The sequence below is a fragment of the Clostridium sp. 29_15 genome (assembly GCF_001916075.1).
Taxonomy (GTDB): domain Bacteria; phylum Bacillota; class Clostridia; order Clostridiales; family Clostridiaceae; genus Clostridium; species Clostridium lentum.
In genome coordinates this window covers 71,732-84,550 of record NZ_MNRT01000041.1, presented here as the reverse complement: position 1 = coordinate 84,550, position 12,819 = coordinate 71,732, and the positions used below count along the sequence as shown (strand labels likewise).

At 30.8% G+C, this 12,819-nt stretch carries 11 protein-coding genes; all 11 read left to right on the top strand.

Annotation, left to right across the window (positions count from 1 at the left end; translation table 11 throughout):
* The first annotated feature begins 1 nt into the window (after position 1).
* The 11 genes from gpr (at position 2) to dnaJ (ending at position 12,800) form a co-directional block, all read left to right on the top strand.
* On the top strand, positions 2-976 hold the full coding sequence (gene gpr / locus BHW04_RS10510) for a GPR endopeptidase (protein ID WP_186834872.1): 975 nt from the start codon (positions 2-4) through the stop codon (positions 974-976).
* Between the two features lie 81 nt (positions 977-1,057).
* Positions 1,058-2,161 carry a stage II sporulation protein P gene (spoIIP, locus tag BHW04_RS10505; protein WP_302630942.1) on the top strand — a complete coding sequence of 368 codons (1,104 nt, stop codon included), beginning with the start codon at positions 1,058-1,060 and terminating at the stop codon, positions 2,159-2,161.
* A gap of 81 nt (positions 2,162-2,242) precedes the next feature.
* Positions 2,243-2,674 (top strand): hypothetical protein, encoded by a 432-nt coding sequence (locus BHW04_RS10500; protein ID WP_302630943.1) that lies wholly within the window; start codon positions 2,243-2,245, stop codon positions 2,672-2,674.
* Between the two features lie 123 nt (positions 2,675-2,797).
* Positions 2,798-4,603, top strand: a complete 1,806-nt coding sequence (gene lepA / locus BHW04_RS10495) for a translation elongation factor 4 (RefSeq protein ID WP_302630944.1) — start codon at positions 2,798-2,800, stop codon at positions 4,601-4,603.
* 198 nt (positions 4,604-4,801) lie between these two features.
* Positions 4,802-5,071, top strand: a complete 270-nt coding sequence (locus BHW04_RS10490) for a hypothetical protein (protein ID WP_302630945.1) — start codon at positions 4,802-4,804, stop codon at positions 5,069-5,071.
* Positions 5,072-5,339: 268 nt separating this feature from the next.
* The gene (locus BHW04_RS10485) at positions 5,340-6,506 is read left to right on the top strand and encodes an MFS transporter (RefSeq protein WP_302630946.1); all 1,167 of its coding nucleotides are present in this window, start codon (positions 5,340-5,342) and stop codon (positions 6,504-6,506) included.
* A gap of 208 nt (positions 6,507-6,714) precedes the next feature.
* On the top strand, positions 6,715-7,845 hold the full coding sequence (gene hemW / locus BHW04_RS10480) for a radical SAM family heme chaperone HemW (RefSeq protein ID WP_302630947.1): 1,131 nt from the start codon (positions 6,715-6,717) through the stop codon (positions 7,843-7,845).
* Positions 7,846-8,030: 185 nt separating this feature from the next.
* The gene (gene hrcA / locus BHW04_RS10475; protein WP_186834868.1) at positions 8,031-9,062 is read left to right on the top strand and encodes a heat-inducible transcriptional repressor HrcA; all 1,032 of its coding nucleotides are present in this window, start codon (positions 8,031-8,033) and stop codon (positions 9,060-9,062) included.
* Positions 9,063-9,082: 20 nt separating this feature from the next.
* Complete coding sequence (gene grpE, locus BHW04_RS10470; RefSeq protein ID WP_302699576.1) at positions 9,083-9,646, top strand: nucleotide exchange factor GrpE; 564 nt, start codon at positions 9,083-9,085, stop codon at positions 9,644-9,646.
* Positions 9,647-9,684: 38 nt separating this feature from the next.
* Positions 9,685-11,541: a molecular chaperone DnaK gene (gene dnaK / locus BHW04_RS10465; RefSeq protein WP_022212579.1), complete on the top strand. Its 1,857-nt coding sequence runs from the start codon at positions 9,685-9,687 to the stop codon at positions 11,539-11,541.
* Between the two features lie 122 nt (positions 11,542-11,663).
* A complete protein-coding gene (dnaJ, locus tag BHW04_RS10460; protein ID WP_302630949.1) occupies positions 11,664-12,800 on the top strand; it encodes a molecular chaperone DnaJ in 1,137 nt (378 codons plus the stop codon).
* The last annotated feature ends 19 nt before the right edge of the window (positions 12,801-12,819 follow it).

Genomic DNA, 12,819 nt, shown 5'->3' with positions numbered 1-12,819 from the left:
AATGATAAGTATACGTACAGATTTAGCCATAGAAGCAAAGCAAGCATATACTGAGGAAAATAAGAGAGAACTTGACGGAGTTAGGGTAGATGAGGAGAATGATGGAGATATAAAGGTTACTACAGTAACTATAGAAAGTGATGAAGCCGGAAAGGAATTAGGAAAACCAAAAGGGCATTATATTACCATAGATTTTCCGGAATTTACAAGTTATGATGGTGAATGTATGAATGAGTTATCTATGGTGGTAGGAAAAGTCCTTAAGAGATTGGCAGATGTTACTGAAGAAAAATTAGTGCTTGTAGTGGGACTTGGAAATTGGAATGTAACTCCTGATGCTTTAGGACCTAAGGTAGTTGAAAAGATAATGGTAACAAGACATATAAAGCAGATTATGCCTGATGCTTTAGAAAGTCATGTAAGGTCAGTTTGTGCATTGGCACCAGGAGTACTAGGCATAACAGGAATTGAAACTGGAGAGATTGTTAAAGCGGTAGTTGAAAAAGTTAAGCCAGATTTAGTTATATGTATTGATGCTTTAGGCTCAAGAAAGTTAGACCGTGTCAATAGAACTATTCAAATAGGAGATACAGGGATTTCTCCAGGAGCAGGTGTTGGAAATAACAGAATGCAAATTAATGAAAAGAGTTTAGGAGTAAAAGTATTAGCTGTAGGAGTACCTACTGTTGTAGATGCTGCTACTATAGCTAATGATACTATTGATATGGTGCTTGATGACCTTGTAGGAAAAGTTGAAAGGGGAAAGGAATTTTATTCTATGTTACAAAAAGTTGATAAAAATGAAAAGCAAATGCTTATAAGAGAAATATTAACTCCTTTTGTAGGAGAATTGATTGTAACACCTAAAGATATAGATACTATTATTGAATCACTTGCCAAGATAATAGCTGATGGAATAAATATAGCAGTGCAACCAGAAATGGAAATGGAGGAAATAAATAAATTTTTAAATTAAAATAAGAAAAATATTTAACATTATAATTTGTAATAAGTATGTCACTTAAACATATAAATGTATAAGTGAGGTGAATTATGAATGAGTTATGTTTTTCATGGAGGTGAAAATAAAAGAGGACGGAATAGGATAAGCATTGATATAGTGGTTATATTGATTATAGTAGTATTTTTTTGTATAAGATGCATAGTGGTATTAAATAATTATCGGGAAAGGGGAGCATATGCATATGTTCAGTTATTGAATTACTGCATGCCAGTGGTGGAGGAGTTAAATTATGATGCCAGTGATTATGCGGAAAATAATTTAAGTATAAAAAATGTTATCTTACAATCATTAGGACTATATAATCTAAGATTTGAGGATATTGTAAGTAATGAATTGACAGTGTTTGCACAAATAAATAGAACTATTACAGGAGCAGTGGCTAATAATAACAGTGGTATACAGCCATATGAAATTAACTCCAATAGTATTGCCATGATTACAGAAGAAGAAAATGAAGCTATAGCTAAAGAAAGTCCTGCATATGATGAAAGTTTAAAGAAGACATTAGACGAAGCTAATCCAGAGGTGCTTATATATCATACTCACACCCATGAAAGTTATTATGATGGTGGAAATGTAGACGAGGGATATAATTATAATACAGATAATAATGATTACAATGTAGTTGGTGTTGGAGATGTTCTTGCTAAGGAATTACAAGATGGCTATGGCATAGCGGTAATTCATGATAAGACAATACACGATACTTCATATAATGATTGCTATGGAAGGTCTAATGAAACAGTAAGCTCTTATTTAAATCAGTATGGAGATTTTAAGCTTATTATAGATCTACATAGGGATTCAAACAGTAATAGGCAGGCTGTTACAGCAGAGATTAATGGTGAAACAGTTGCTAAGGTAATGTTTGTAGTAGCTGGGAACAGTAGCAATTATTCAAGTAATACCCAGCTTGATAATAAGCTTATAGAAATTATTAATAGATTATTTCCAAGCCTTCTTAGAAGTACTAATATTTTTGTTTATGATTCTGGTATAAACGCTTTTAATTTGAATTTAAGCAATAATATATTGCTTTTAGAGGATGGATCAATAGCAAATACTGCTATAGAAGCAAAGTTATCAGCTAAATATATAGCTAGGGTAATAGCAGAGTATATAAAAAATTATACTTAATTGAATAAAGAATTTAAAATATGTGCATCCTTTACAATGTTAAAACGCTATAATTGCGTAAAAAATAAGGGGTGCATTTTTATGCTTAAGAAGGGAATTGTTCATATAATTCTTTTTAGTATGGTTATAGTAGGATGTATTATAGTCAATATCAAAAATACAGAAGCATTATCTCCATTTGGCAATACACTTAATAATTATCAAATAATCACTGAGGAATTTGGTGAAGATTTTTCAGAGTTTATAAAAGATAATGCCAATATAAAGATATATTTAGATAAAGGAGAGGATAATGTACAGGTTCAAATTGGAAATAAGAAAATAAAGTTAACTAAAAATAATATATTTATAGCAAAAATTAAATCAATAGGAAGTTTTTTTATTAAGCAAATTTCTAAAATAGAGAATACTTTAGGGAAAATAACAAAAAATACAAAAGAGAATGAAAAAACTAAAAGTAAAATTGACATAATTGTTGATGATTTCATAGAATGGTTAGAACAACAAAATTAAAAATATAGATTAATTTGTTAATTAACCAAGAATCTTGACACTGACAGGATAATTTATGATATAATTTACTCTGATTTAATATAATGGGGGTGAAGAAACTACTAATTTTAGTAGTTATTATATATGGCAAGCAATAGACAATCAAAAATTAGAAATTTTTCAATTGTAGCACATATTGACCATGGTAAGTCAACATTAGCAGATAGATTATTAGAAAAGACAGGAACTCTTACTCAAAGGGAAATGGAAGAGCAAGTTCTTGACAATATGGAGCTTGAAAGGGAAAGAGGAATTACTATAAAATCTCAAGCTGCAAGACTTATCTATAAAAGAGAAGATGGAGAAGAATATATCTTAAATCTAATAGATACTCCAGGGCACGTAGACTTCACATATGAAGTTTCAAGAAGCTTAGCAGCTTGTGAAGGAGCTATCTTAGTTGTTGATGCAGCTCAAGGTATAGAAGCTCAAACATTAGCTAACTGCTATTTAGCATTAGATAATGATTTAGAAATAGCACCGGTAATAAATAAGATTGATTTACCATCAGCTAGACCTGATGAAGTTAAGCAAGAAATTGAAGATGTTATTGGAATTGAAGCAGAGGATGCTCCGATGATTTCTGCTAAGACAGGATTAAATGTAGAAGATGTTTTGGAAACAATTGTAGAAAAAATTCCAGCACCAAATGGTGATGAAGATGCTCCATTAAAGGCACTTATTTTTGATTCATACTATGATAGTTATAAAGGTGTTGTATGTTATGTAAGAATAATAGATGGTAAAGTTAAACCAGGAACAAAAGTAAAGCTTATGGCAACAAATAAGGTATATGATATAACTGAAGTAGGAGTATTTACACCTAAGTTAATGCCTATAAGTGAATTAAGTGCAGGAGATGTAGGATATATAACAGCATCTATAAAAAATGTAGCAGATGCCAGAGTTGGGGATACAGTAACAGAAGCAAATCGTCCAACAGCAGAAGCTCTTCCGGGATATAAGAAAGCTGTACCAATGGTTTACTCTGGTATATATCCAGTAGATGGTGCTAAGTATGATGAATTAAAGGAAGCATTAGAAAAGTTACAAATTAATGATGCTGCTTTAGATTTTGAACCTGAAACATCTATAGCATTAGGATTTGGATTTAGATGTGGATTCTTAGGTCTTCTTCATATGGAAATAATTCAAGAAAGAATTGAAAGAGAATTCAATTTAGATATTATTACAACAGCTCCATCAGTTGTTTACAAGGTTACTAAGACTAATGGAGAAACAATTGAACTTACTAACCCTACTAATCTTCCTGAACCAACAGAGATAGATTATATGGAAGAGCCAATTGTTAAGGCATCAATTATTGCCCCAACAGAGTATGTAGGAGCTATAATGGATTTATGCCAAGAAAGAAGAGGAGTTTATATAGATATGGAATATCTTGAAACAACAAGAGTTTCTATTAACTATGAAATTCCTTTAAATGAAATAGTATATGATTTCTTCGATACATTAAAATCAAGAACAAGAGGATATGCTTCATTTGATTATGAATTTAAAGGATATACTACTACTGAACTTGTTAAGCTTGATATATTATTAAATGGAGATGTTGTTGATGCATTATCAATGATAGTTCCTAAAGAAAGAGCTTACCATAAAGGTAGAGGAATTGCTGAAAAGCTAAAAGAAATAATTCCAAGACAAATGTTTGAAGTTCCAATACAAGCAGCAATTGGATCTAAAGTTATAGCTAGAGAAACTGTTAAAGCTATGAGAAAAGACGTTCTTGCTAAATGTTATGGTGGAGATATTTCAAGAAAGAAGAAACTTTTAGAAAAGCAAAAAGAAGGAAAGAAGAGAATGAGACAAGTGGGATCTGTAGAAGTACCACAAGAAGCATTCATGGCAGTACTAAAAGTAGATTAGTAAAAAAGCTGGAGATTTTAAAATCTCTAGCTTTTTTTTTAATGATGAATGATGAGTGATGAATGATGAATTAAGGAATAAACTCACAGAGTTTAGAAAAAATTAATAGTGTTCTGTAATTCATCATTGATAATTCACAATTCATCATTGGAACAAGTATATTATATAGAAAATTATTTTTATAGGTAGAAAAGATTTATGCTGGAATTAAGTATTAGGGATGTAGGAATTAAAGGTAATAAACTAAGGAATAAGGGGTTAGTAACTGAAACACTTAGAAGAAAAGATGGACAGATAATACCTATCTTTCTTTCAAGTAATCTATTAGAACAATATATTGTTATTACTGATTATTGCAAAGACTTAGATGTTAAATTTGAAAATGAAATAATACATGTGCATATAAAAGAAGCTCAAAGACATTTTACTAAGAATAATGTTATTAATATGGACTTTATAGAAATATAATAATATAAAGATTTAATTATTGAGTTTTGCATTATTTTGAAAAATTTATTTGCGGCAATGAAGAGCCATATCAAGAAAAGTTCCTTGGTATGGCTTTTTATGCTTATAATATATGATTGTTGCATCTTTTTTATAAAAATAGTAAAATTAGGTTGAAATATAAAGGAGAGATAAATATATGTTTAGACCAATTTAAAAACTTCATTAAGGAAAAATACCTATATTTTTTATAGGTTTATTTGTGCTACTGAAAATGGAGGGATTAAAATTGAATAAGAAGAACATATATTTAATGTATTTAATAATTTTTTTACAAAGTTTAGTTTTTTATGGTTCTATAGCAACTTTATATAGGCAAAAAAGAGGGCTTTCTATGACGGAAATTTTTATTATTGAGTCGGCGTACTTTATAATAGTTATAATCTTAGAAGTGCCATGGGGGAAGCTTGCTGATAAAATAGGTTACAAGAAGATAGTGGTCATTGCTAATTTTATTTACTTTTTATCAAAGATAGTTTTTTATAATTCAGGTTCATTTTTAGGCTTTTTAATAGAACGAATATTTTTAGCGGCAGCTTTAGCGGGACTGTCTGGCTGTGACTCGGCATATTTATATAATTCTATATATGATAAATCGTTATGCGATAAGGTTTTTTCAAAATACAATTTTTATACAACTTTAGGATTTTTACTAGCTTCACTTAGTAGTGTTTTTATAATTGAAATTTCTATGGAAAGTACAGTGTTATTTACAATAGTGGCTTATGGAATTGCATTTATACTGTCACTGTTCTTAGATGAAGTTCCTAAGGATGAAAAAAATGCAAGTATAAAAATGAATTTTAAAGAAACGTTTAATAATAAGAATATTATCGTATTTATTATTTCAATTACCTTATTTTCGGAAATCGTACAAGGCATAACCGTATATTTAAATCAAAATAAATATATTAGTTGTGGTATAGACGTAAAAAAATTTGGTATTATATTAGCTCTTTCTCAAATAATATCTTTGATTACAGGGAAATCATATTACTTTAAAAGAATCTTAGGTGAAAGAAAATATATAAATATATTATATTTAATTATTTTAGTAGCAACGTTGATATTGTGGAGAACAACATCAGCAGTGGTAAGTGTTATTTCGGTAATGAGTATTTCACTAAGTGATGCATTGTTTGCACCAATAGTCATGGAGATAGAAAATAAGTCTGTAACCACCGGAGAGAGGGCAACGATTTTATCCATATATTCTGTAATAGGTAGTGTGGTTTCTGCAGCTATTAACCCGCTGATAGGATTAGTTGCTGATTATTCATTAGGAACTTCTTTTTTGCTTTGTAGTATGCTGTGTGTTATAGCTTTCATAGCAATGAATTGCTATTTAGTAAAGGAAGATAGCAAAATGAAGCTATGTAATGAAAAAAGGATATAAAAAAGCAGTATTGATTTAAAATAGTATAGTTTCATAAAGTAATATATAATAATAGCCATAGTGTAAGTGGCTATTATTTTTTTTACGCTTAGAAAATTATAAAATTTTTAGAATATGGGATACTAATAAATTAGCCACTTCTTATATACGTCGTTACTAATGCGTTAAAAAGAAAATTATAGTGCTATAAAAATTTGGAGGAATAAGAATGAAGGAAACAAGTTTATATATACATATACCATTTTGCAAGCAGAAGTGTTTTTATTGTGATTTTCCATCTTTTGCAGGAAAGGAGAGGTATAGGGAAGCTTATATAGAAGCTTTATGTAAAGAGATATTAAATAAGTGTCAGCAATATAAGATAAAAAGTATATTTATTGGAGGAGGAACTCCATCATATTTAGAAGTACATGAAATTAAAAAGCTTCTTGAAACAGTAAATAAGCTTCAGCTTGTAGATGATATGGAGTTTACCATGGAATGTAACCCAGGTACAGTTAATGAGGAAAAACTTATTGCCATGAAAGATGGTGGAATAAATAGAATAAGCTTTGGTTTACAGTCATGTAATAATGAACTCCTTAAAATAATAGGAAGAATACATACTTATGAAGAATTTGTAGATAATTATAAATTAGCTAGAAAACTGGGTTTTAATAATATAAACGTAGATCTTATGTATGGTCTGCCAAATTTAACAGTGGATTTATGGAAGGATACCCTTGCAAAGATTTGTAATTTAAAGCCAGAGCATATATCATCATATAGCCTTATCATAGAAGAAGGAACTGCTTTTTATACATTGCATATGAAGGATAAATTAAATTTACCATCTGAAGAAGAGGAAAGAGAAATGGATAAACTAACAAAAGATCTACTTGGTAGTGGTGGTTATAATCAGTATGAAATATCTAACTATAGCTTAGAAGGAAGAGAATGTGAACATAATAAAGTTTATTGGAAACTTAAAGAATATATAGGAGTGGGTTCGTCATCTAGTTCGTATATAGATGGCTTTAGGGTTGTTAATAATCCAGATGTAAAAAGTTATATTGAAAAAATACAAAAAAATGAAAGTGTTGAAATTGATAGATATAAAAATACCATTAAAGATGAAATTGAAGAATATATGTTTATGGGATTAAGACTTAATGAAGGTATAAGTAAAATGGAATTTAAGCAAAAGTTTAACACTGATATAGACAGTATATATGGAAATATAATAGAGAAGAATATTAAAAGAGGTCTTCTTGAGCTAAAAGATGATAAATTATCTTTGACGGTAAAAGGAATAAGCTTAGCAAATGAGGCTATGTCAGACTTTATATTAGAAAAATAGATTGAATAGAAAATAAGAGTAATTTAAAGAAAAAAAGAGAAAAAATCACACTATTTTAAATAGTAAATAATAGGTGGCATAATATGAGAAAATATGAAATTGACAAAAAAAGCGAATAAGAATATATTGATATTGTAGTCATTAGCACTCGGTGTTAGTGAGTGCTAACAATAGGGGTGATGAGATTGGCTATTGATGATAGAAAAATTAGAATACTCCAAGCCATTATAAACGACTATATTGTGACAGGTGAACCTGTTGGATCAAGAACAATAGCTAAAAAATACGACTTAGGTATAGGATCTGCCACTATTAGGAATGAAATGGCCGACTTAGAGGAGATGGGATATTTAGAGCAGCCTCATACATCTGCAGGCAGAATCCCTTCCAGTAAAGGCTATAGATTATATGTAGATCAATTGATGCAGAGGGAACAGCTTACAAGAGAAGAAGAGCTTAGAATTAAGGAATATATCATTAATTCAGCTATGTATGAAGTGGATAAGGTATTAAAAGAAGCATGTGTGCTATTATCAGAGTTAACTAATTTAACTTGTATAGTGGAAACTCCTTCTATGAAAAGAAGCAGGATAGTATCGATGCAGCTTATAGGTATTGATAAGTCCAATATAGTAGCTATAATAGTTACAGATAGTGGAGTTATAAAAAACCATAGAATAAGAGTATCACATATGCCTATGGAAAGTGAATTAGATAGAATCAATGAAGTTCTTAATATTAAGTTAAAAAACCTAACAATAGATGCAATAAATCTACAGGTGATTAATGAAATAAAGGAAGAACTTAAGGGATTTGATGATTTATTTAATGCAATACTTCCAGCTCTATATAAGAGTTTAAATGAAAGTACAAAATCAGATTTATTAGTTGAAGGAACTACCAATCTTTTCAATTATGCAGAATATAACGATATTGAAAAAGTCAAAGATATGCTTCAACTTATAAGTAATAAAGATTGTGTTATTGAATTATTAGAGCCAAGTGGTGATATTACCATAAAGATTGGTGATGAAAATTATATTCCAGAAGCAAAAGATTGTTCTGTAATAACAGCAGAATATTGTTTAGGTGGAAGACCAATTGGTAATATAGGTTTAATTGGACCACAGAGAATTAATTATTCAAAAGTAATTTCAATAATGGCTCAAGTAATAAAAGAACTAAATAAAAGTTTAAGAAATCAGAGTCTTGAGTAGTGTGAGAAGAGGTGTATTGAATGGAAGAAAATAAAGATTTAAATGAAGAAATCATTGATGAAGCAGAAGCTATAACAGAAAGTACTGAAGAGGTTAATGAGGCTGAAAACAATGAAGAAACTGATTTAGCTTTAGTTAAAAAGTTAAAAGAAGAAAATGATAAACTTTCAAAAGAAGTTGAAGCATTTAAAGATAGATTATTAAGGGTTACAGCCGAATATGAAAACTTTAGAAAGAGAACTGCCAAAGAAAAGGAAGGAATATATGCAGATGCATGTGCAGATGTATTAAAAGAAGTTATTCCAACAGTAGATAATCTTGAAAGAGCTTTAGCAGTTGATGGAAGCGTTGAAGATTTGAAAAAAGGAATTGAAATGACTATTAAAGGATTTCAAACTTCACTTGAAAAACTTGGAGTTGAAGAGATAAGTGTTGAAGAAGGATTTGATCCTAATATGCATCAAGCAGTAATGCATATTCAAGATGAAAATTTAGATAAAAACGTTGTTGCTGAAGTATTCCTGAAAGGATATAAGAAAGGTGACAAAGTAATAAGATATTCAATGGTAAAAGTAGCAAATTAGTTTAATTTTAATAGATAGAAATTTAGGAGGAAATAATTATGGGAAAAATTATAGGTATTGACTTAGGTACAACAAATTCATGTGTAGCAGTTATGGAAGGTGGAGAACCAGTCGTAATAGCAAACTCAGAAGGAGCAAGAACTACTCCATCAGTAGTTTCATTCCAAGCTAACGGAGAAAGATTAGTTGGTCAAGTAGCTAAAAGACAAGCGATTACTAATCCAGATCATACAATAATTTCAATAAAGAGAGAGATGGGTACAGACCATAAAACTCATATTGATGATAAAGAATATTCACCACAAGAAATATCAGCAATGATTCTTCAAAAGATAAAAGCTGATGCAGAAGCTTATTTAGGTGAGCCAGTAACTCAAGCAGTTATCACAGTACCAGCTTATTTCAATGATGCTGAAAGACAAGCAACTAAAGATGCTGGTAGAATAGCTGGATTAGAAGTATTAAGAATAATAAACGAACCAACAGCAGCTTCACTTGCTTATGGATTAGATAAAACAGATCACAGCGAAAAGATATTCGTATATGACTTAGGTGGTGGTACATTCGACGTATCTATACTAGAATTAGGTGATGGTGTATTCGAAGTATTATCAACAAATGGAGATACTAAGCTTGGTGGAGATGACTTTGATAACAAAGTTATGGATTATATAGCTGAAACATTCAAAGCAGAAAATGGTATTGATTTAAGAAATGATAAGATGGCTCTTCAAAGATTAAAAGAAGCAGCTGAAAAAGCTAAGATTGAATTATCATCTTCAATGCAAACAAATATTAACTTACCATTCATCACTGCTGATGCAACAGGTCCAAAGCACATAAATTTAGATTTAACTAGAGCTAAATTCAATGAATTAACTCATGATTTAGTTCAAAGAAGTATCGAACCAATGAAGAAAGCTTTAGCAGATGCAGGACTTTCAATTAGTCAAATAGACAAGGTTATATTAGTTGGTGGATCAACAAGAATACCAGCTGTTCAAGAAGCAGTTAAGAACTTTACAGGAAAAGAACCATCTAAGGGAGTTAATCCAGATGAATGTGTTGCTGTAGGTGCTGCAATACAAGCAGGTGTATTAACTGGAGAAGTTAAAGACGTATTATTATTAGACGTTACACCATTAACATTAGGAATTGAAACAATGGGTGGTATAGCTACACCATTAATTGAAAGAAATACAACTATTCCAGCTAAGAAGAGTCAAGTTTTCTCAACTGCAGCAGATGGTCAAACATCAGTGGAAATTCACGTAGTTCAAGGTGAAAGACAAATGGCAGCTGATAACAAGACTTTAGGAAGATTTACTCTATCAGGAATTGCTCCAGCTCCAAGAGGAATCCCACAAATAGAAGTAACATTTGATATAGATGCAAATGGTATAGTTAAAGTTTCAGCTTTAGATAAGGGAACAGGAAAAGAAGCAAACATCACAATTACAGCTTCAACTAACCTTTCAGATGAAGAAGTAGAAAAGGCAGTAAAAGAAGCAGAAAGATTTGCTGAAGAAGATAAGAAGAGAAAAGAGGGCATAGAAGTTAAGAATAATGCTGATCAAATAGTATATCAAACTGAAAAAACTTTAGAAGAATTAGGAGATAAAGTATCTGCTGATGATAAAGCTAAGGTTACAGCTAAATTAGATGCATTAAAGGCTATTAAAGATGGTGAAGATTTAGAATCAATTAAGAAAGCAATGGATGAATTAAATCAAGAATTCTATGCTATATCTTCTAAGATGTATGCACAAGCTGGAGGACAACAAGGTGCTGAAGGATTTGATCCAAACAATATGGGTGGAGCAAATGCAGATGCTGGTACAGCTCACGATGACAATGTAGTAGATGCTGATTTTGAAGTTAAAGATGACAAATAATTAAATTAATTTAGAGGGAAGACAAAAGTCGTCTTCCCTTTTTAAAAGTACAGTATTTAATAATTATTATTATAATGTTATTATATAAAGGTAAATTTGTAATAAGGTGGTGACATTTGTAGATGGCAAGTAAAGACTATTATGAAGTGCTTGGCCTTCAAAAAGGGGCAAGTGAAGATGAAATAAAAAGAGCCTTTAGAAAGCTAGCTATTAAATACCATCCTGATAAAAATCAAGGAAATACAGAAGCAGAAGCTAAGTTTAAAGAGATAAATGAAGCTTATCAAGTACTTTCTGATCCTGAAAAGAAAGCAAGATATGATCAATTTGGATCAGCTGACTTTGATGGAAGTGGATTTGGAGCAGGTGGATTTGGTGGTTTTGACTTCAATGATATGGGTGGTTTTGGAGATATTTTTGAAAGTTTCTTTGGTGGTGGCGGAAGTTCATCAAGAAGAAGAAATGGACCGGTTAAAGGTGCTGATTTAGAATACACTATTAATTTATCCTTTGAAGAAGCTATATTTGGGGTTGAAAAAGAAATCACAATTAATAGAAGTGAAAACTGTGGAGAGTGTCATGGATCAGGAGCTAAACCTGGAACATCTCCAAAAACATGTCCAACATGTAATGGTTCAGGGCAAGTAAGGGTTCAAAGACAAACTCCATTAGGAAACTTCGTAACTACATCTACATGTGATAGATGTGGAGGTAGAGGAACTGTAGTTGAAGAACCATGTCATTCATGTGCAGGAAAAGGTAAAGTAAGAAAGAGTAGAAAGATAAATGTTAAGATACCAGCAGGTGTTGATACAGGAAATGTACTACCACTTAGAGGACAAGGTGAGCACGGTGCTAACGGAGGGCCTCCAGGAGATATATATGTAAGAATCAATGTTGCTAGATCAAGTAAATTTGATAGACGTGGACATGATATTTATATAGATACTCATATATCTATGTCTAGAGCTGCATTAGGATGTGAAATAACAGTACCTACAGTAGATGGTGATGTTAAATATACTGTTCCAGCAGGAACACAATCAGGTACACTTTTCAGATTAAAAGGAAAAGGAGTTCCAAGAGTAAATGGTTCAGGAAGAGGAGATCAGTACGTAAAAGTTGTAGTTGAAATTCCTAAGAATTTAAATGAAAAGCAAGTGGAAGCATTAAAAGCATTTATGGAAGCTTGCGGAGAAGAACCAGACAATGTTGAAGTTCAACACAAAAAAGGATTTAAAAACATCTTTAAAAAATAGATATATTTTAATTAAAAAC